The following is a 21,222-nucleotide window of genomic DNA, read 5'->3' as shown; positions in this document are numbered from 1 at the left end:
ATTTCACCCCAGACTTGCGCATAGCGCAAATAGATAAGTAGAATAGATCACATAGCCAATCGCTATGGGTGGGGAAATGAGCGACCTTTTAAAACGGCAATTCGACTGGAACCTGTTGCATACCTTTACGGTGATTGTCGAAGAACGGTCGATCACCGGGGCGGCCAACCGGCTGCTTTTGCGCCAGCCCAGTGTCAGCAATGCGCTTAAACGGCTTGAAGATCAGATCGGCGCGCGCCTGATTGACCGGGAACGCGGCCGGTTTGAGGTTACCGAACAGGGATTGGCGCTTTATCATGAATGCCGCGAGATTTGCGGGGCGATTGGCCGACTTTCCGATGTGATGTCGGACAGTGGCAATCAGCTTAGCGGGCATTTGCATTTGTGGCTGGCAAGTCATGTGGTGTTTCCGCCGCTTGACGATGCGTTGTTTGAATTCAATCGCGAACATCCCGAAGTCACCTATGAAATCAACGTCGCGACATCCGCCCATGTAACAAGTCAGGTCCTGTCCCAACAGGCAAGTTTCGGCATTTGTCTTGTGAATGAACAGCATCCCCGGCTGGAATATCGCAAACTGTATCGCGAGCATTTCGGGTTCTTTTGCGGGCCGACACATCATTTGTTTGGCCGGGAAAACCTGACACTTGCCGATCTGCGTAGCGAAGCATTTGTATCGTTTTCCACCGATCAGCTTTCCGATGCGCTAGCCCCGGTTGCGGTATTACGCGCGCGCGAAGGCATGAAAGGCAAGGTGATCGCCACCAGCCCGCATCTGGAAGAAGTACGCCGCCTGATCAATGCTGGACTTGGCATTGGCCCGTTGCCGATCCATGTCGTGCAAAACGCGATGGAACGCAGGCAGTTATGGCGCCTGCCACCCTATGATGCGCCGCCGGCAATTGATATCTATCTGGTGACCAATCCGCGCATGTCGCTTGGCCGGGCGGAACGGTTTTTTATTGAAAACCTGACCGGGCGGCTTGGCAATGCGCCGGATGGCTATTTTGTTTATCCGTAAACAGGATGTGATCGGGACTTGCGGATTGTGGGTGTTTGCGCAAGCATGCGGCCAAACACGGATTTCAAGCGAACGGGATAGAAGATGAAGCTGGTTTATTTTTCCTGGGTCAAGGATCGTATCGGCATGGCCGAGGAAGAGGTTGAACTGCCGGAAAATGTGAAAACCGTTGCCGACCTTCTGGCATGGATGCCGGGCAGGGGGGCGAATTTCGCTGATGCGCTTGCTGATCCGGCGATTATCCGGGTTGCGGTTGATCAGGAATATGCGCAAGGCGAACGTGATGTTCGTGGTGCCAGCGAAATCGCGCTGTTTCCGCCGGTAACCGGGGGATAAAAGACGAAATTGAAATGGTATTTAAAAGGCGCCCGGTTTGCAGGGCGCCTTTTTTGATGATCAGTCTGCGACGGTTGCCGTTTGCGTCAGGCTTTCAAAAAATTCCTTGCGGCCCAATGTGCCGGAAATGCGTCCCTCGCGGGTTAGAAGCACCGGATTCTGGGTGATGCTGCGCATTTCGATCAGGTCTTTGAGAAGCACGGTATCATCGGCAACGAAGATGACCGAATTGTCGGTCCCGTCCAGATCGTCCGGCAGGTTGCCGTCATACTGGATTAGCTTCAACTCGCCATGTTCGCCGCTATTGGCGGCACGAATGATGCCGCCCTGAAGCGTGATGCGGATATCTTCGTCTTCGACGGAAAGTTCGCCGGTCGTGTTGCGCTGATCGCGGTCAATGCGGTGCATGATGGCGCGACCGCGCAGGATATTGACCGGGTTCATATGGGCAACAAAATCGGCGACATATTCATTGGCCGGACGCAGGGCGATGTCTTCGGGCGTGCCATGCTGTACGACATAGCCACCTTCCATGATGGCAATTGAATTGCCAAGCTTCATGGCTTCGTCCAGATCATGACTGACAAACAGGATGGTTTTATTAAGCTTTTCCTGAAGATCAAGAAGCTCGTCCTGAAGGCGGTTACGGATCAGCGGATCAAGGGCCGAAAACGGTTCATCCATCAAAAGGATCGGTGCATCGGTGGCAAAGGCACGGGCAAGGCCGACACGCTGCTGCATACCGCCTGAAAGTTCATGGGCATATTTTCCGGCCCACTGATCCAGCCCGACAAGAGCCAGCTTTTCCCGGACGATTTCACGGCGTTCCTTCGGTCCCATGCCGTCAAGCTCTAGGCCGAAACCGACATTGTCTTCGACGGTGCGCCAAGGGAACAGGCCGAATTGCTGAAAGACCATGGCAACGCATTTACGACGCAGATCGCGTAGCGTATTGGCATCACAGCTGGTGACATCGACCATCCAGTCCCCGTCATGTACCCGAAGCGATCCGCGTGAAACGCGGTTAAGCCCGTTTACACAGCGCAGCAACGAGGATTTACCCGAGCCCGAAAGCCCCATCAGAACGCAGATTTCACCCTGCGGGACGTCAAAGCTGACATTGGCAACACCAAGGATATTTCCGGTTTCCTTGGCTATTTCGTCACGGTTTTTACCGGCGTCGAGGAGGGCGAGCGATTCAGCCTGCTTATCCCCGAAAATGACGTCGATATTATCAAATTCAACAGCATTGCTCATGATTACTGCCCCGTATTTTCTGATTTGTCGCGGCGGCAGATGCGGTCCAGCACAATGGCCAGGATCACAATTGCAAGGCCGGCCTCGAAGCCTTGGGCGATATTGACCGTATTAAGTGCGCGAACAACCGGTTTGCCAAGTCCATCAGCCCCGACAAGAGCGGCAATCACCACCATGGACAGTGACAGCATGATGCATTGGGTAAGGCCCGCCATGATCGATGGCATGGCAGATGGCAGTTCGACCTTGAAAAGCAATTGCCGCGGCGTGCAGCCAAAGCTTCTGCCAGCTTCAATCAGCGCCTTTGGCGTGCTGGCGATGCCAAGATGCGTCAGGCGGATCGGGGCGGCGATGGCAAAGATCACGGTCGAAATCAGGCCCGGAACCACGCCAAGACCAAACAGGATCAGGGTCGGGATCAGATAGACAAAGGTCGGTATCGTCTGCATCAGGTCAAGAACCGGACGCAATGCCTGATAAAGCCAGGGGCGATGTGCCGATGCTACGCCAAGCGGTACCCCGATCATCATACAGAACAGCGTCGCATAGATTACAAGTGCGAGCGTTTCCATGGTGGCTTCCCAATAGCCAAGATTGACGATCAGAAGCAGGGAAAGAACCGTGAAGGCCGTCAGTTTCCAAGATCTGTGCAGCCATGCAGCCAGCACGCCAAATAGCGCGATAATCAGAAACGGCGGTAACCAGACCAGCAGATCGACTGTGTTTTCGATAATGAATTCAAGAACGTCCGAGATGGTGTAAAACACGAAGTCGGCATGCTCGTTAAGCGCATCCATAAGGGATGCAATCCACCGTCCCAGCGGAATTTTAGTTTCCGTGAGCCATTCCATTGGATTTTTCCATTATTTGAACAAAGAAAATGTGCCGATACGCTGCCTGTGATGATGGCAACGTACCGGGATTATGTATTTGAAGCTGGACCCTAGAGACCGAGTTCATCTTTAAGCGCTGCCTTGGCATCGCCACCGTCAAAGGTGGTAACACCGTCAAGCCAGGCCATCGCGGCATCCGGATTGGCTTTAAGCCATGCGGTTGCGGCATCTTCCGGATCGGTGCCTTCGTTCAGAATGGCATCCATGATCTGGTTTTCCATATCAAGGCTGAATTTCAGGTTGGTGACGAATTTACCGGCATTCGGGCATTCATCGGTGTAACCGGCACGCAGATTGGTATGAACCGTGGCACCACCGAAATTAGGACCAAATACGTCATCGCCACCATCAAGATAGGCCATGTCATATTTGGCATTCATCGGGTGCGGTTCCCAGCCAAGGAAAACGATGAATTTGTCACGTGCCGATTTGCGTTTGACTTCGGCCAGCATGCCCTGTTCGGAAGATTCAACAAGTTCAAAGTCCTTGAGGCCGAACTGGTCATTGTCGATCATGTCCTGGATCAGGCGGTTGCCATCATTGCCCGGCTCGATCCCGTAAATTTCACCATCAAGCTGGTCCTTGAATTTGGCGATGTCGGCGAAATCCTTGAGGCCCGCATCATAGGCATTTTTCGAAACGGCCAGCGTATATTTAGCGCCTTCAAGGTTCGCGCCGGTGCTGACGACGGTTTTCTTTTCCAGATAGGGCGCAATGTCTGCTGCCATTGTCGGCATCCAGTTACCGAGGAAGACGTCAACGTCCCCGTTGGCAAGGCTGGTATAGGTGACAGGAACGGAAAGAAGTTCGGTTTCAGCGTCATAGCCAAGTGCTTCGAGAATAACCGATGCGGTTGCCGTGGTCGCGGTGATGTCGGTCCAGCCAACATCAGAAAATGTTACGGTTTTGCAAGCATCGCTATCAGCCGCCTGTGCACCGGCCGCCCCCAGAAGGGTGGTGGCAATGACAGTGGTGCCAAGAAGACGGCCAATGGTGGAACGTGTGGTCATGTTTATGGTTCTCCCTTGTGTGGACCTAGCGGTTACTGATGGTGGCAATATCGCCGCCATCAGACTTTCGGTTCCGGAGGCCAGACGCATGTCAAACGATGCGCATCTGGCACCGCCAACACCCGTCCAAAACCATGTGATCGGGTCCCCTGAACCCTGTCACATAGACCGGAATAATCATAAAAACAGCCGTAAAGCCGCGCAACCAAGGCACTTTCCCTGTTAACGTCGCGCCACAAAAGACGGCGTTTTTTATTGATTGATTGTTCAATTAAAATACAGCATATTCCCCCGAGGTCAATTGCGAAGGGCGAAAAAGTCGCATTTGCGTCATCAAACAGGCCTAAGTCCTTCGGATCGCTTAGAATTGGATTAGTAATGCCCAAGGTTGGAATGCAGCCTGTACGCCGCAGGCAACTGATCGATGCCACGATCGAGACCATTCACCGCTTTGGTTTTGCCGATACCACGATCAGTCGGATTGCCGGGGCGGCGGGGATGTCGTCAGGAATTATTTCGCACTATTTCGGCGGTAAGAATGCGCTTCTGGAAGCAACGATGCGCTTTCTGATGCAGGAATTGCGCAGCGATTTTCTGGGCCGCGTTGCCAAGGCGAAAACACCCCACGAACGTCTTGAAGCGATTGTTGATACCAACTTCAACGAAGAACAATTCACGCCGCAGGTGATTGGTGCGTGGTTGTCATTCTGGTCGCAGGTGCCGTTTTCCGATCCGCTGCGCCGATTGAATGCGGTTTATTTCAAGCGACTGGCATCGAATTTACGCCATGAGTTGCGCCGGCTGACAACCGATCAGCGGGCCGAAGAAATTGCGGCGGTGACTGCTGCCATGATCGACGGCATCTGGGTGCGGTCCGGTTTGACACCGGGACGCGCCAATGTCGCGGCGGCGCGGAAAATGGTGCTTGATACCATGCACCTGCATCTGGCGAGTTCGCCCGCGCGCTAGTCAATAGACATACACTTAAAAAAAGGGCTGCCCGTTTCCGGTGTGGCCTGCAGGAGTTTCGACATGAGCCTTTATCAGATCCAGAACTTTATCAACGGCAAAAAAGTTGCCGGTTCGGGTGCGGAAATGGTCACGCTGAACCCCGCGACCAATAAGGTCCTTGCCAAGGGTAAGGAAAGCACCGCTGCCGATGTTGATGCCGCAGTGAAGGCCGCACGTGCCGGTTTTGAAATCTGGAAAAACACGCCCGCGGCTGAACGGGCACGCGTTTTGTTCAAGGCGGCCCAAATTCTGCGGGACCGTAACGATGAATTGGCGCTGGTAGAAACCCGTGATACGGGCCGTGCCATTCAGGAAACCGAAATTGTTGACGTGATTTCCGGTGTCGAATGTCTTGAATATTTTGCCGGTGTGGCCGGAAGCCTATCGGGAGAGCATATCGATCTTGGCGGCAATTTTGCCTATACCCGGCGCGAGGCGGTTGGCGTTTGCGGTGCCATTGGGGCGTGGAACTATCCGATCCAGATTGCCTGCTGGAAAGCCGCACCGGCATTGGCGTGCGGAAACGCGGTTGTTTACAAACCCTCCGAAGTCACGCCGCTTTCGGCGATCGCGGTGGCCGAGGCATTGCAGCAAGCAGGCCTTCCCGATGGGGTTTACAACGTGGTTCAGGGCGCGCGTGCTTGTGGTGCGGCACTGGTCGAACATCCGGGCGTTGATAAAATCTCGTTGACCGGCTCGGCCGAGACCGGTGCCAAGGTCGCCGCAGTTGCCGCAGGCGGCATGAAGGCCGTGACCATGGAGCTTGGCGGCAAATCGCCGATGATCGTGTTTGAAGATGCCGATCTGGATAACGCCGTATCGGGCGCGCAGATGGCGAACTTTTATTCATCCGGGCAGATTTGTTCAAACGGCACGCGCGTTTTCGTCCATGAAACCGTTGCCGATGCCTTCATCGAAAAACTGATTGCGCGCAGCAAGGATCTTGTTCTTGGTGATCCGGAAAAACCGGAAACCCAGGTTGGTCCGATCGTGACCAAAGGCCAGTTCGACAAGATCATGTCCTATATCGAAACCGGCAAGGGCGAGGGGGCGAAATGCGTTCTTGGCGGTCATGCGGTTACCGAAAACATGCCCGAAGGCGGCCTGTTTGTGGCCCCGACCATCTTTACCGGCTGCGCCGATGATATGGTTATTGTGCGTGAGGAAATCTTTGGTCCGGTGATGTCGGTCCTGACCTTCAGGGATGAAGACGAAGTCATCAAACGTGCTAACGATACCCAGTATGGTCTGGCTGCGGGGGTCTTTACCAGGGACCTGTCGCGCGGGCACCGCGTTGTCGCGCGGCTTGAGGCAGGAACTTGCTGGATCAATACCTACAACATCACCCCGATTGAAATGCCGTTCGGCGGGGTCAAGAAATCCGGGGTGGGCCGCGAAAATGGCCGGGCCGCGATTGAACATTATACCCGGATCAAATCCGTCTATGTCGAAACCGGTGACGTCGAGGCGCCTTATTGATCACGGTTCCGAACTGTGAATGGCTGCCTGCAACCTGTTGAAGATAAGGAAAAAGCATGAATACGCCGACCACCACGGAAAAGTACGATTACGTTATTGTCGGTTCCGGTTCTGCCGGTGCCGTGCTGGCCAGTCGCCTGACCGAGGACCCGGAAGTCAGGGTTCTGGTGGTTGAAGCCGGACCGGTTGATCATTGGTGGGACTGGCGCATCCATATGCCAACCGCACTTTCCTATCCGATGCAGTCCGAAACCTATAACTGGGCCTATTGGACGACGCCGCAGGCGAACCTTAACAATCGCCGTATGGAAACACCGCGCGGGCGGGTCTTTGGCGGGTCCAGTTCAATCAACGGCATGGCCTATGTTCGAGGTCATGCGCTTGATTACAATCGCTGGGCGGAACAGGATGCGGTGCTGAAAGAATGGGATTATGCGCGGTGCCTGCCGTATTTCCGCAAGGCCGATACGCGCAATGAAGACACCAATGGTGACGAATATCATGGCGGAGATGGCCCGCTGCATGTCACCACGGGGGCTTGCAAAAACCCGCTGCACAAGGCGTGGATCAAGGCCGGTCAGGAGGCCGGTTATGAATTTACTCCCGACCAGAATGGTTATCGCCAGGAAGGTCTGGGGACGATGGATATGACGGTTTACAAGGGCCGCCGCTGGTCAACCGCGCGGGCCTATTTGCATCCGGCAATGAAACGCCCGAACTTGACTGTTTATGACAAGGCATTGGCGCAGCGCGTTGTTTTTGATGGAAAACGTGCCGTCGGACTTGAGTTTACCCATCGTGGGGAGCTTAAGCGTGCGACTGTTGATCGCGAGGTGATTATTTCGGCAGGATCGATCAATTCACCGAAGCTTTTGATGTTGTCGGGTGTTGGTCCGGCCGCACATCTGCGCGAACACGGGATTGATGTGGTGGCAGATATTCCCGGTGTTGGTGAAAACCTTCAGGACCATCTGGAACTTTACGTTCAGATGGAATGCACCCAGCCTATCAGTCTGAACAGCAAGCTTGATCCTTGGAACAAATTCAAGATCGGCTTGGAATGGTATCTTTTCAAAACCGGGCTTGGTGCGACCAACCATTTTGAAGCCGGTGGGTTTATCCGGTCAAAAGCGGGTGTTCAGCATCCTGACCTTCAATATCACTTTATACCGGCAGCGATTAACTATAACGGATCCAAAGCCGCCGAAAAGGATGGCTTCCAAGCGCATGTCGGTCCGATGCGGTCCAAATCGCGCGGCACGGTCCGGTTGGCGTCAAACGATCCGGCAAAGCGCCCGATTGTTGATCCCAATTACATGAGCCATCCGGAAGACTGGGAAGAAATGCGCGCATCCGTGCGTCTGACCCGCGAGATTTTCGCACAGGATGCCTTCAAGGACCTGCGCGGTATTGAAATTTCGCCGGGCAGGGACATTCAGACCGATGATGAAATCAATGCATGGGTCGCCGATCATGCCGAAAGTGCCTATCACCCGTCCTGTTCGTGCAAGATGGGCAGCGACGATATGGCAGTGGTGGATGAAAAAACGCGCGTGCATGGTATCGAAGGTCTACGCGTGGTGGACAGTTCGATCATGCCGACAATCGCATCGGGCAATTTGAATGCCCCGACCATCATGATCGGGGAAAAGGCCGCAGATATCATTCGCGGACGCGATCCGTTGCCGCCATCAAATGCGCCATATTTCGTCCATCCTGAATGGGAAACCAAACAGCGCTGATACTGCTCATCCCCGGTCTTTGATCTTTCAGGACCGGGGATTTTTCGTTTCGGTCATTGCTTTCGTCCATCTTGCGCGCGATCATCGGGAAAAATCACATGCAATTTTCCCGGATTGCCCCGCCATGCAAGAAATCAGTCTGCTTAATTCCGTTATTGGCCCCGTGATGCGCGGCCCATCAAGTTCCCATTGCGCAGCACCTTATATGATGGCGAAGGTCGTGCGCGAATTATCGTGCAGCAATGGCGAGGTTTTGAAAAAGGCGATTGTCCGTTTCGATCCGCGCGGGTCGTTTGCGCCCGTGTATCAGGCACAAAGTTCGGATGAAAATTTTGCCGCCGGTTTTGCCGGGGCGGCGCTGACGGATACAGATTACCGTGACATTTTACCGCGTGTGACGCGGGGCGAGGGATTTCTCTTCGCGGTCGAAATCGTCGAACTTGAAAACAACAACCATCCCAACCGGGTTGACCTTGAACTGACCGTAACCGAGCGGAATGGCTCGGATCGTGCCGATCTGTATGCCGGTGCATCGGTTGGTGGCGGGATGTATTACATCGATGCGATGAATGGCGAACCGGTCTTTCTGACTGGCAAAACCGCAAGTGTGTTTGTCTGGGGCTCTGATATCGGTGCGCGGGCAGATAACATTGCGGCCGGGCTTGCTTTGAATGGCAACAAGTTGCTCGGAATATCGGTCGATCCGGATCATAACCGCTGCGAAATCGCCCTGCAGACCTTGCCCGATACAAAGCTGATTGCCTCTTTACGTGATCAGGACGGTATCAAAGACGTTCGTTTCGCTGCTGCCTCGCAATATCCGGTGTGTGCCACTGATGATCTGTTTTCGACCAGCGATGCGGTCATCGCGGTGGGCGAACAACAGGGCGGATCACTTGCCGAGGCGGGCCTGGTTCTGGAAGCAAGGCGCCTTGGTCTTTCACGTGATGCAACGCGTGCCCTGTTTCGTGAACGGTGCGAATTGATGTTGCGTGTGGTGGCCGAAGGGTTCGATGCCAAGCCCGAAGACAATGTGATGCGGTTTTTAACCCTTCGGGCGCGCAAGGTTCGCGATGCCAATTTGCCCGCAGGGCTGGGCGGGGCGGTTTTGCAGGATGCGATTGCAGGTGCCCTTTCGGCGATGGAACGGGATTCCAATCGCGGACTGGTCTGTGCTGCACCAACGGCAGGCAGTGCTGGTGTGGTTCCGGGCACACTGTATGGCCTTATCCGGCATGGCATTGATCTGGATGGAGCGACCGATGCGTTGCAGGTGATGGCGCTGGTGGGTGCCGTGTTTGCCGCGCGCGGAACCTTTGCCGCCGAATGCGGTGGTTGTTCGGTGGAAACCGGTGCATCGGCGGCAATGGCGGCCGCGGGTGTGGCGCAGGCATTTGGCGGAACACCTGTACAATGTTTTGACGCTGCCAGTATGTGTTTGATGAATACGCTGGGCCTTGTCTGTGATCCGGTGGGCGGGGATGTTGAAATCCCGTGCCATGCGCGCAATGTTGCCGGGGTGTCGCACGCATTTTCATCGGCAATGGCGGTTATGGCCGGGTTTGATGCGGTGTTGGGATATGACGAGTTGGTCGATCAGACGGTTAAAATCGGGGCCATGATGCATCCGGATTTGCGATGCACGGCACGCGGCGGATGTGCTGCGACCAAAACCGCCCTTCGTATGGTTGAGGCTGTAACGCAGGCGCGTTGAATTACCCTTATAAACCGGTTTTTGCGCAATCCTTTGTTCCGGTTGTTGCCTGTTTTGACATAATCGGTGAAAAGCATGTGCGAAGGCTGGTTTTAGCCAGTTTTCCCTTGATGGTCCGATCAATTCCGGCACCATGACGGGATTATAAATCTCAAGACAACCAATCCGAGGCATCGCGTGTTTACCCCAAGCTTCCTGACCGCAAATGACAAGTCCGGTGCATATCCGTCGTCCTATTACGCCGCGACGGCAAACAAGACCGAACACTTTGTCGAACTGGATGGGGATCAGGTTTGCGATGTTGTTGTTGTCGGCGGCGGGTTTACCGGACTGTCCTCGGCACTTCATCTGGCGGAACGCGGATATAGTGTGGTGTTGCTTGAAGCGCACCGGGTTGGTTGGGGTGCATCAGGGCGCAATGGCGGGCAGGTCGGTTCGGGACAGCGCCGCGAGCAGGACGACCTTGAAAAGATGGTCGGTCGCGACGATGCCAGAAAGCTATGGGATATTGCGGAGCAATCCAAGGATATCGTCAAAAGCCTGATTACCAAGCATGACATCAAGTGTGACTGGAAACCGGGCATTCTGCATGCCGATCATCGCGAACGATTTGTTGCAGGCACGCATGAATATACCGAAAAACTCCGGACCGAATATGGCTACGACGCCATTCGTGCCGTTGGCCGGGATGAAATCCGCGACATGCTGGGGTCGGAATTTTATTATGGCGGGTCGCTTGATATGGGGGCGGGGCATCTTCATCCGCTGAATTTCGCGCTTGGACTTGCGGATGCGGCACGTGCCGCCGGGGCGCGGATTTTTGAAAACGCGACGGTTAATGGCTATGACAATGACGAAAAGGTTATTGTCAAAACGGCATCAGGGCATCGGGTGACGGCGGATATGATGGTGCTGGGCTGCAACGGGTATCTTGACGGGCTGGAAGACCGGGTTGCCAGACGGGTGATGCCGATCAACAATTTCGTTATTGCGACCGAGCCATTGGGCGATGATCTGGCGCGTGAACTGATCCGCGATGATGTGGCGGTGGCGGATTCAAAATTCGTGATCAATTATTATCGCCTGTCGGCTGATAAACGCATGTTGTTTGGCGGTGGCGAGACATACAGCTATCACTTCCCCAAGGATATAAAATCCTTTGTTGCGCCGCATATGCTGGAAGTCTATCCGCAGCTTAAGGATGTGAAAATCGATTATGGCTGGGGCGGGACATTGGCGATTACGATGAATCGCATGCCGTTTTTCCGCAAGGTAGAGGACCGCGTCTATACCGCGACGGGCTATTCCGGGCATGGGGTTGCCATGGCGACACTGGCCGGGCAGATCATGGCCGATGCGATATCGGGCACGATGGACCGGTTTGATGTGATGTCAAACATCAAAATTCCAAGTTTCCCGGGCGGCAAGGCGTTGCGCTATCCGTTTTTGGTTCTTGCCATGACCTGGTATTCAATCCGCGACAGACTGTAAAGTTTCAGGATGCCTTGGCGGGGGCTTGTGTGATGGTGCTTTTGGCACCACTCGCCGCGAGGCGGGCCTTGGTTTTTTGCCAAATGCCGGGATTGACCGCCAAAATACCGGCATCGGTGAATGAAACATCATATCCGCGGTTGATTGCGGCCTGCATTGTTGCTTGGACGCAGTAATTTCCATCCAGACCGACGATGTGCAGCTTGCCGACTTTCTGGCGTTCAAGAACGCGTTCAAGTTCAGGCGCGCTGAAGGCATCGGCGCGGGCTTTGGTAATGTCATGATCGATATCGCCGTTCAGGCGGGCATCAAGATCAAGGCCCGGTGATTTCGGGCTACCGCGCCCATTATTGAACAGACTAACCAGAAGATTGATGTACCAGCCTTTGAATATCTGACGGACAGAGATCACCGATTGACCGGTTTTGTTGGCAATTTCAACAAGTTCATTGATCGCGGAAATCGTTTTTTCGACCGCGGCAGGTTCATAGGCGTTTTTGCCGGTGGCCAGCGTAAAGTCTTCTTGCAGATCAATGATTAGAAGCGCGCTGTTTGGGCGTTGAGAAAGATCGATTTTCTTACCCTTTGTCGGGCTGAGATGACGTTTGTGGCCATAAATCGTATAGGTAATCAGGGCTAGAATGATGACTGCGCTGACGCCAATCCAAGACCACATATCGTCTTTCTCCGCTCTCGTCCGTCGTACTCTGCAATCGGTCTGGCACATAGCAATCTTGCAGGGCTGCCAATATAAGCCCTTTGATTTGCCAGTTCAGTGCGCGCGAAGATTGCCCCCGTCTAGTAATAACACGTAAAAATATTTTGTTCAGAGCAGGACAATGTTGTCAACATGTCGGTCTTAAGAAAGCTGACAAAAAGTTTTGCAGTGTGCTGATTACTATGAGTTCTGGCCTATTTCGGGGACCATGCCGAAACCGGATCGTAACGTTCGCCTTTACCCAGAATGACGCCGTTATGCGCAGCAATCCCGATTTCGAAACTGGATGCAATCCGAAGGGCGCGTTCCATGAAGTGACGTGCGGCAGCTGTTTCGCAATGCTCTGCCAGTGTTTCGGCAAATAATTCAAGCCAGCGATCAAAATGGGTGCGGTCGATCCTGAGTGTCAGGTGCTTTTGCATCGGGCGACCGTCATAGGCACCACTGGCAAGTGCCACAGATGCCCAAAACATGCACATCCGTTCCAAATGGTGATCCCAATCCGTGATCTTCTCGGCAAATACCGGGCCCAGCATCGCGTCGTCGTGTACCTTGGCATAAAAGCCATGCACGATATCTTTGATCATTTGGTGATCAATACCGGTTTCTTCGCGGATTTTGCGGGTCGCGATTTCACGCCGTTCTTTGATTTCGGCAAGGGTCGGTTGATCTGACATGCTCGTCTCGTGCTCGATAAGGATTAATACGGGCAATAGCGCAAAGGCCATATCCGCGACATGACATAGGTCAGTTTGACTGATTACGCAAACTCGTCACGCAGACCATAATATCGATAGGCAAGACTGCGGCCGATCCGGCGAAACTTTGATAACGGGAAACGATCCGGTGGTGTCCCCATGATGGCACCGACATCATCCGGGCCCTTGGCGCCCAGAATTTGCTGACCCAGCATTTTCCCGGCCAGACTTCCAAGTGCGACGCCGTTGCCATGCCATGCAAGTCCCGTCCAGACGTCCCGATGCCCCGGAACCCGACCAAGATAGGGGCGGAACGACTGCGAAAGGCAGGCAAGACCGTTCCAGTGATGGGTGATTTCAACATCCTGCCATGCGGGGAACATCCGGCGAAAATGCGCCAACAGATGCTGTTTTGCATCATCAAATGCGGCGGGGGTTGCCGTGATGCCGCCGCGACCGCCAAACATGAACCGATTATCAGGGAGTTTACGGAAATAGTGCAGCAAGATGCGGGTATCAAACGCCATCAGGTCGCTGGTCCAGCCTTGCGTTGCAAGCTCATGATCTGACATCGGTCGGGTGACAAGAATACCCGAAAAGACCGGCATCAATCGCCCGCCGATCCAGTCTGGCAGGTTTTCGGCGCTGTAGCCATTAGTGGCGATAACGACCTTGTTCGCCGAAATTCGCACATTTTTGCAGGTCAGGATGTAACCGTCCCCGGTGTCTTGGAGGTCTTCAATGGTCGCCTGTTCAAATATCCGAACACCTTTGGTTACACAGGCACGATGCAGTCCGGCCAGATATTTCAACGGATGCAGGCCAAAACCTTTTTTGACGTGCAATCCTGCATGGGTTTCCTGCGCACAAAGACCGCGTTCGCGAAGCTCGTCCTTGGTCAGGAATTCGCTTTCGATACCGGTAAAATGATTATTTTCCTCGGCCTCTTTGCGCAATTCCGCCACCCGATTGGCTTTGTGCGCCAGTATGACTTCCCCGTCCGAATGACGATCAGCATCAATATTCCACTCTTCATTCCACTCTTCAAGCCGCGATGCGACAAGGTCAATCGCACTGCGTTGAAGTTTGGCAAAATGGCGTGTTTGGTCATCACCAAACTTCTTTGAAAGCTGTGCATAGCTTTTGCCGCTTCCGCCCATGCAGCAAAATCCACCATTGCGCCCTGATGCGCCCCATCCGGAACGCCCGGCATCGAATACCGCAACATCAATGCCGCTTTCTGCCAGTTCCAGTGCAGCTGACAGGCCGCAATAACCGCCACCAATGATCGCGACATCGGCCGTGATGGTGCCCTCATCGGGCATTTGATCACATTCGGGCAGATGGCCAGCACTGGCAACCCAATAGCTGTCGGGCAGGGTGGCGGTTTGATAGGCGGGGGATTGATAAAGGCGTTTGAGCATGGCGGACTCTTTTGAGATAGGGCATTTCAGCAGTGTTTCGAGACAAAATCACAAACACCCGGCGAATGATATATCCCGCCGGGTGTTTGTGTAATGTCTTGATTTAAATCGGAACCTACATTTTGCCGATTTTCCTGGCTGTTGCATCAAACGCGGCACGTGCGCGTTTGACCAGCTCATCGACTTCGTCGTGCGTGATGCAAAGCGGAGGTGATGCCACCATGCGATCACCGCAGGCTCGCATGATAACGCCATTTTCAACACAGGCATCCCGGCAGATCGTGCCCACCGTGCCCGGTTTATCGAACGGTTTGCGGGTCGCCTTGTTATCGACCAGCGGAATACCGGCAATCAGGCCGACGGTTTCAACTGCCCCGACCAGCGGATGATCGGCAAGGGTTTTAAGTTTTTCGGCAAAGTACGGACCGATATCATCGCGGACACGTTCAACAAGCTTTTCATCGCGAATGATCCTGATGTTTTCCAAGGCTACGGCGGCGGCTGCCGGGTGGCCGGAATAGGTGAAGCCGTGGGTAAATTCGCCGCATTCGTTGATCAGGACGTCAGCAACCCGTTCACCGACCATAACGGCCGAAATCGGAAGGTAACCCGACGACATGCCCTTTGCCATTGGCATCAGGTCCGGCTTGATATCGAACGTGTCGGAGCCGAACCAGTTGCCGGTACGGCCAAATCCGCAAATGACTTCATCTGCAATCAGAAGAATGTCGTATTTTTTGCAGATGCGTTGAATTTCCGGCCAGTAGGTTGATGGCGGAATGATCACGCCACCCGCACCCTGGATCGGTTCGCCGATGAAGGCGCCGACGCGGTCGACACCGAGTTCTTCGATTTTTTCTTCAAGCTTGCGTGCGGCAATCAGGCCGAATTCTTCGGGGGTATGATCGCCGCCTTCGCCGTACCAGTAAGGTTGATCGATATGCACAACATCAGGCAGCATCGGCCCGCCCTGTGAATGCATCCCGGCCATCCCGCCAAGCGATGCCCCGGCAATGGTCGAGCCGTGATAGGCGTTCTTGCGGCTGATGATGTAGGTGCGTTCCGGCTGGCCTTTAAGCTTCCAGTACTGGCGCACCATGCGCACGACCGTGTCGTTCGCTTCCGACCCGGAGTTGGCATAAAATACGTGGTTCAAACCATCGGGCGTGATTTCTGCAAGAACTTTGGAAAGCTCGATCGCAGGTGTGTTCGCACACTGGAAGAAGTTGTTGTAGTAGGGCAATTCCAGCATCTGGTTATAAGCGGCTTCGGCAAGTTCCTTGCGGCCATAACCGACATTGACGCACCACAAGCCAGCCATGCCGTCCAGATACTGTTTACCGTGCGAATCTTCGATGAAGACGCCTTTGGCGCGTGTAATCACGCGTGTGCCACGATTGTTAAGGTCGGCCGTATCGGTAAACGGATGAATGTGGTGCTGCTGATCGATATCCTGCCAATAGGCGGTTTTGTCGAAATTATTCATAACGTCTCCTGACAGCGATAGTCGCCTGCTTTGTGCGATATGTTGAACATCTGAGACAAGTGTTCGTTTTTTTGAACACCTTTGCAAGGGGAAATTTTATGAAACAATTTTGTCGTCTTGGCGTCAAATTTGATATGCACTGGTTGTTTCAAACCATTCTTAATATCCAATGCAATGATGTCGTGCGTTTATTTTGCAGTGCATTATTTGCACGATATATCGAACGAGGGGCTTGACCGCAATCATTGGGCGGGGCACGATGAAAAGTGAAATAAACAGGCTTTTCTGGGAGTATTAGACGATGAACAAGTCGTTCGTCGAAGACAGTAGGGCGGAAGCTCAACGATTCTTTGAAGCAAATCCGGATATAGAACTTGTCGAATTACTCATTCCTGATGTGAACGGAGTGTTCCGGGGCAAGCGAATCAGCAAGCAGAAGTTTCTTAAAAGCTTCCATGAAGGCATCAACATGCCGGGTTCTGTGTGTCTGGTGGATATCACCGGCGACAACCCGGAAGGTACCGGCATGCTTTGGTCCAGTGGTGATCAGGACAATATCGCCAAGCCAATCCCGGGAACCCTGCATGCGGTTCCCTATGGTGAGCTGCCGTTGGCACAGGTCATGATGAGCCTGTATAACTTGGACGGTACAAAATTCTTTGCCGATCCGCGCAACGTTTTGCAGGCGGTTGTGGATCGTCTGGCAGCGGATGGTTTCTATCCGACCGTGGCGCTGGAACTTGAATTCTATCTTGCCGATCAGAACGAACAAACTGCCGCACCCTTGCCACCCGCACCGCTTGGCGGCGGGATCGCGTCGGATGGTGTGCAGGTCTATGGCCTCCAGCAGATCGAGGATTTCGAAAAAGTCCTTCATGACGCGGTTGCCGAACTGAACCGTCAGGGCATTCCTGCCGATACAATCGTTGCCGAAGCAGGCCCCGGCCAGTTCGAGATCAATCTGGGTCATGTCAATGATCCGATGCAGGCGGCAGACCACGCGATGCAGCTTAAGCGCGTTGTCAAAGGTATTGCCTGGGATCATGGTGTGACCGCGACATTCATGGCAAAACCCTATTCCGATCAGGCGGGTAACGGATTGCACGTTCATGTGTCGCTGCGTGACGAGGAAGGAAACAACGCCCTGTCGCCCAAGGGCGACGAGGATGTTTCGGATCTCCTGTTGAACGCTATTGGTGGCTTGCAGGCGTCGATGTTTGAAAGCATGGCGATTTTTGCGCCAAATCCGAATTCCTACCGCCGGTTCCAGAACAAGGCCTATGCGCCGATGTCTCCAAACTGGGGGCTTAACAACCGTACGGTTGCCCTGCGTATCCCAGCCGGTAGCCCGCAAGCCGCGCGTATCGAACATCGTGTGTCGGGCGCGGATGCCAACCCGTATCTGGTTCTGGCCTGCGTTCTTGCAGGGATGCATTACGGCATCAAGAACAAGCTTGATCCAGGTGATCCGATTGTTGGCAACGGCTATGAACAGCATGGCGGCAAGATCGTCCCGCGCAGCATGATTTCTGCACTTGATCGTTTTGTCGAGGGTGACATCGTCAAGGAATATCTGGGGGAACGGTTTGTCGAGGTGTTCGATATCTGCCGACGTTCCGAATATGACGAATTCTTCTCGGAGGTCACGCCGCTTGAATACCGCTGGTATCTTGACGCGGTATAACGCCACTTTTGCAAAATGGTCGCCGAGAAGAGCGACCGACAGGGAAGAGACCGGATGTCACAAAAGGTTGGGGATCGCCTGAAAGCAGTACGTACCATGTACGGGCTATCCCAGCGTGAACTGGCGCGCCGCGCCGGTGTCACCAACAGCACGATATCGACGATTGAACAGAACCGGGTCAGCCCGTCGGTCGACAGTCTGGCCAAGGTTCTGGCAGGCATCCCTATGAGCCTGATCAACTTCTTTACGATTGATCTGGAAAACGGCGAGGAGATTTTCTTTCGCAAGGAAGACCTCGTCGAGCTTTCCGATGGCACCATGTCGATGCGTCTTGTCGGCGCAACACGCAAGGACCGCAATCTGCGCGTCCTTCATGAAATTTATCCGCCCGGCGGCGATACCGGCGACAATCTGATCGTCCAGAAGGGTGAGGAGGCCGGTGTTGTCGTCCGTGGCAAGCTTGAGGTCACGGTGGGCGAACGGGTTCAGGTTCTTGGACCGGGTGATGCCTATTACTTTAATGCGGAAATCCCGCACCGGTTTCGTAACGCGGGCGACATTGAATGCGAAGTCGTCAGTGCCGCGACACCACCGTCATACTGATTGCACAATCATCATGTTTGAATATCGCGCGGAACAAACAGCACGCGCGATCCGTCAGGAGGATTTCCGATGACAAACCAGTTGAATTTCGAACAGCTTAGAGCACAGACCGCCAGCCTGACGATCCGCAACAAGGCCTTTGTCAATGGCGTTTATGTCGATGCGGCATCGGGTAAAACGTTTGATTGCATCAGCCCGCGCGACGGCAAGATTTTGACCCAGGTCGCCGAATGCGATGTTGAAGACGTCAATCGCGCGGTGCAGTCCGCGCGTGTGGTCTTTGAAAAAGGCAGTTGGTCGGAAGCATCCCCGGGCAAGCGCAAGGCCGTCATGATGAAATTTGCCGATCTGATGGAAAAGCATGCAGCCGAACTGGCGCTGCTTGAAAGTCTTGATATGGGCAAACCGATCAGCCTTGCGGCGGGTGATGACATTCCGCTTTCCTATAAATGCATTCGCTGGTACGCCGAGGCGATTGACAAGATTTATGACGAGATTTCACCGGGCGAAGCACGCGCAATCGGTATGATCACGCGTGAACCGCTGGGCGTGGTGGCGGCAGTCGTACCATGGAACTTCCCGCTGATGATGGCGGTCTGGAAGCTTGGCCCGGCTCTGGCGATGGGTAACTCGATCATTCTCAAACCTGCCGAACAGTCGCCATTGACCGCGATCCGTGTTGCGGAGCTGGCGGTCGAAGCCGGTCTTCCGGCGGGTGTTCTGAACGTTCTGCCCGGCTTTGGACCGACAGCGGGTAAGGCGCTTGGTCTACATCCTGATGTTGATTGCGTGACTTTTACCGGTTCGGGCGAAGTCGGGAAACTGTTCTTGCAATATTCCGGTCAGTCGAACATGAAACGCGTCTGGCTGGAATGTGGTGGCAAAAGCCCCAATATCGTTCTGGCCGATTGTCCGGATATGGACGCGGCGGCCGAAGCGGCAGCAGGCGGAATTTTCTATAATCAGGGCGAGGTTTGCACGGCCGGTTCGCGCCTGATTGTTGAAGAAAGCATCAAGGATGAGTTCATCGAGAAAGTGGTTGCGGCAGGCCGCAAAATGCAGCCGGGTGACCCCCTGGACCCGAACAGTCAGATGGGCGCGATTGTCGATGAAAATCAGATGAACCGCGTTCTGGGCTATATAGAGAAGGGGGCGGCCGAGGGTGCAAAACTTTGCACCGGCGGCAAGCGTGCACGCACCGAGTCCGGTGGCTATTATGTCGAACCAACCGTTTTTGATGCGGTCAAAAACGACATGACAATCGCCAAGGAAGAAATCTTTGGCCCGGTTTTGTCGGTGATTTCGGTCAAGGACTGGAAAGAGGCTGTTCAGACGGCAAATGATACGCCATATGGACTTGCCGCAGCCGTATGGACGCGCGATATCAACAAGGCGCATCTGGCCGCGAAAAAACTGCGTGCCGGTCTTGTCTGGGTCAATTGCTGGGACGGTGGATCCATCACCATGCCGTTTGGCGGTTACAAGCAATCGGGCACCGGTCGTGACCGTTCGCTGCATGCGATGGACAAATATTGTGAAATCAAGTCGACCTGGATTGCACTGGGCGACGCCTGAGGTTGGGAAAGGACAAGGGGACGAATTATGAGCAGTACCGGGGTTATTGATACCAAAGGCGGCGACAACGCTTTTACTGCGAAATCCGTGCATCAGAATACCAGCGAGCCGATGTATTCCGGTGCGCTGTCATTCATGCGCCGCAAATATACCCGTGATCTTACGGGCATTGATGTTGCGGTGACCGGTATTCCCTTTGATCTTGCAACGTCGAGCCGCCCTGGTACGCGCCTTGGACCGCAGGGGGTGCGCCGTGCTTCGGTGAACCTTGCATGGGCACCACATTTTCCGTCCGGGCGCGATATCTTTGGCGAACTGGCCGTGATTGACTATGGCGATATGGTCATCGATCCCGGTTATCCGCATAAAATCCCGGAAATGATCGAGGATCACGCACGCGATATCGTCAGTTCCGGGGCAAAGATGTTGACGATCGGCGGCGACCATTTCATCAGCTATCCGATCCTGAAGGCCCATGCCGAAAAGTACGGTAAGGGTATATCGCTTATTCAGTTCGACGCCCATTCCGACACTTGGGAAGACGATGGTGATCGGATCGATCACGGGACCATGTTCTGGCATGCGGCAAAGAACGGCATTGTCGATGCGTCGAAATCCATTCAGGTCGGTATCCGTACGCACAATGAATCGACCCACGGATACAACATCCTTTACGGGCCAGATGTGCAGGCGATGTCGATTGATCAGATCGTGGCCAAAATCAAGGACGTGGTGGGTGACAATCACGCCTATATCACCTTTGATATCGACGGGCTTGACCCGTGCTATGCACCGGGCACGGGCACGCCGGTTCTGGGCGGCCTGACCAGCCATCAGGCGGTTTCGATCCTGCGCGGTCTTGCGGGGGGGATCAATCTGATCGGCTCGGACGTGGTGGAAGTTTCCCCGCCTTATGATGTATCGGACATCACATCGCTTGCCGGTGCGACGATTGCTTGGGAAATGCTGAATATCCATGCGGTGAACCGAAAGCCGTAATAGCAAGATCACAAAGATTTCAAAGCGGGCCGGTATTTTAACACTACCGGCCCTTTGCTTTTTACGGCTGCTGTGATGTTA

The 21,222-nt window shown here is 54.2% G+C and carries 18 protein-coding genes; 11 read left to right on the top strand and 7 right to left on the bottom strand.

The genetic code is table 11. The features are described from left to right. Positions 1–76: 76 nt before the first annotated feature. Positions 77–1,021: a LysR family transcriptional regulator gene (locus ABIE64_RS20265; protein WP_139328141.1), complete on the top strand. Its 945-nt coding sequence runs from the start codon at positions 77–79 to the stop codon at positions 1,019–1,021. 84 nt (positions 1,022–1,105) lie between these two features. Further along, on the top strand, positions 1,106–1,357 hold the full coding sequence (gene moaD / locus ABIE64_RS20260; protein WP_037991388.1) for a molybdopterin converting factor subunit 1: 252 nt from the start codon (positions 1,106–1,108) through the stop codon (positions 1,355–1,357). Positions 1,358–1,417: 60 nt separating this feature from the next. Here the strand turns inward: moaD and choV are convergent, their stop codons facing one another. From choV to ABIE64_RS20245, 3 genes are all read right to left on the bottom strand, one after another. Beyond that, positions 1,418–2,614 (bottom strand): choline ABC transporter ATP-binding protein, encoded by a 1,197-nt coding sequence (choV, locus tag ABIE64_RS20255; protein ID WP_354378407.1) that lies wholly within the window; start codon positions 2,612–2,614, stop codon positions 1,418–1,420. 2 nt (positions 2,615–2,616) lie between these two features. Then, positions 2,617–3,465, bottom strand: a complete 849-nt coding sequence (gene choW, locus ABIE64_RS20250) for a choline ABC transporter permease subunit (RefSeq protein ID WP_071239906.1) — start codon at positions 3,463–3,465, stop codon at positions 2,617–2,619. A 92-nt stretch (positions 3,466–3,557) separates the two neighbouring features. Continuing rightward, positions 3,558–4,517, bottom strand: coding sequence for a choline ABC transporter substrate-binding protein (locus ABIE64_RS20245; protein ID WP_063091890.1), 960 nt, complete (start codon positions 4,515–4,517; stop codon positions 3,558–3,560). A 378-nt stretch (positions 4,518–4,895) separates the two neighbouring features. On the opposite strand from ABIE64_RS20245, the gene betI reads away from it, so the two are divergent. The 5 genes from betI (at position 4,896) to ABIE64_RS20220 (ending at position 11,954) form a co-directional block, all read left to right on the top strand. Next, the gene (betI, locus tag ABIE64_RS20240; RefSeq protein ID WP_007089364.1) at positions 4,896–5,486 is read left to right on the top strand and encodes a choline-binding transcriptional repressor BetI; all 591 of its coding nucleotides are present in this window, start codon (positions 4,896–4,898) and stop codon (positions 5,484–5,486) included. 63 nt (positions 5,487–5,549) lie between these two features. After that, complete coding sequence (gene betB, locus ABIE64_RS20235) at positions 5,550–7,007, top strand: betaine-aldehyde dehydrogenase (protein ID WP_354378406.1); 1,458 nt, start codon at positions 5,550–5,552, stop codon at positions 7,005–7,007. Positions 7,008–7,063: 56 nt separating this feature from the next. Beyond that, positions 7,064–8,749 (top strand): choline dehydrogenase, encoded by a 1,686-nt coding sequence (gene betA, locus ABIE64_RS20230; protein WP_354378405.1) that lies wholly within the window; start codon positions 7,064–7,066, stop codon positions 8,747–8,749. 124 nt (positions 8,750–8,873) lie between these two features. Beyond that, complete coding sequence (locus ABIE64_RS20225; protein WP_354378404.1) at positions 8,874–10,463, top strand: L-serine ammonia-lyase, iron-sulfur-dependent, subunit alpha; 1,590 nt, start codon at positions 8,874–8,876, stop codon at positions 10,461–10,463. A 177-nt stretch (positions 10,464–10,640) separates the two neighbouring features. Then, positions 10,641–11,954 (top strand): NAD(P)/FAD-dependent oxidoreductase, encoded by a 1,314-nt coding sequence (locus tag ABIE64_RS20220; protein WP_354378403.1) that lies wholly within the window; start codon positions 10,641–10,643, stop codon positions 11,952–11,954. Positions 11,955–11,958: 4 nt separating this feature from the next. Here the strand turns inward: ABIE64_RS20220 and ABIE64_RS20215 are convergent, their stop codons facing one another. The 4 genes from ABIE64_RS20215 to ABIE64_RS20200 all read right to left on the bottom strand — a co-directional run bounded on the left by ABIE64_RS20215 (position 11,959) and on the right by ABIE64_RS20200 (position 16,280). Then, positions 11,959–12,630, bottom strand: a complete 672-nt coding sequence (locus tag ABIE64_RS20215; RefSeq protein ID WP_007089369.1) for a cysteine hydrolase family protein — start codon at positions 12,628–12,630, stop codon at positions 11,959–11,961. Positions 12,631–12,866: 236 nt separating this feature from the next. Further along, complete coding sequence (locus tag ABIE64_RS20210) at positions 12,867–13,349, bottom strand: group III truncated hemoglobin (RefSeq protein WP_007089370.1); 483 nt, start codon at positions 13,347–13,349, stop codon at positions 12,867–12,869. Positions 13,350–13,432: 83 nt separating this feature from the next. Beyond that, positions 13,433–14,794, bottom strand: a complete 1,362-nt coding sequence (locus tag ABIE64_RS20205; protein ID WP_354378402.1) for an NAD(P)/FAD-dependent oxidoreductase — start codon at positions 14,792–14,794, stop codon at positions 13,433–13,435. A 115-nt stretch (positions 14,795–14,909) separates the two neighbouring features. Then, positions 14,910–16,280: an aspartate aminotransferase family protein gene (locus tag ABIE64_RS20200; protein WP_354378401.1), complete on the bottom strand. Its 1,371-nt coding sequence runs from the start codon at positions 16,278–16,280 to the stop codon at positions 14,910–14,912. A gap of 301 nt (positions 16,281–16,581) precedes the next feature. Between ABIE64_RS20200 and ABIE64_RS20195 the strand changes: the two genes are divergently transcribed. The 4 genes from ABIE64_RS20195 (at position 16,582) to speB (ending at position 21,141) form a co-directional block, all read left to right on the top strand. After that, positions 16,582–17,964, top strand: coding sequence for a glutamine synthetase family protein (locus ABIE64_RS20195; protein WP_007089373.1), 1,383 nt, complete (start codon positions 16,582–16,584; stop codon positions 17,962–17,964). 54 nt (positions 17,965–18,018) lie between these two features. Next, the gene (locus tag ABIE64_RS20190) at positions 18,019–18,567 is read left to right on the top strand and encodes a cupin domain-containing protein (protein ID WP_007089374.1); all 549 of its coding nucleotides are present in this window, start codon (positions 18,019–18,021) and stop codon (positions 18,565–18,567) included. Positions 18,568–18,636: 69 nt separating this feature from the next. Next, positions 18,637–20,142, top strand: a complete 1,506-nt coding sequence (locus ABIE64_RS20185; protein WP_354378400.1) for an aldehyde dehydrogenase — start codon at positions 18,637–18,639, stop codon at positions 20,140–20,142. A 27-nt stretch (positions 20,143–20,169) separates the two neighbouring features. Further along, positions 20,170–21,141 carry an agmatinase gene (speB, locus tag ABIE64_RS20180; RefSeq protein ID WP_007089376.1) on the top strand — a complete coding sequence of 324 codons (972 nt, stop codon included), beginning with the start codon at positions 20,170–20,172 and terminating at the stop codon, positions 21,139–21,141. The last annotated feature ends 81 nt before the right edge of the window (positions 21,142–21,222 follow it).

Source organism: Thalassospira sp. MBR-102, assembly GCF_040549275.1.
Classification (GTDB): domain Bacteria; phylum Pseudomonadota; class Alphaproteobacteria; order Rhodospirillales; family Thalassospiraceae; genus Thalassospira; species Thalassospira xiamenensis.
The sequence above is the reverse complement of the archived record's forward strand: the minus strand, read 5'-3'. Positions and strand labels throughout refer to the sequence as shown.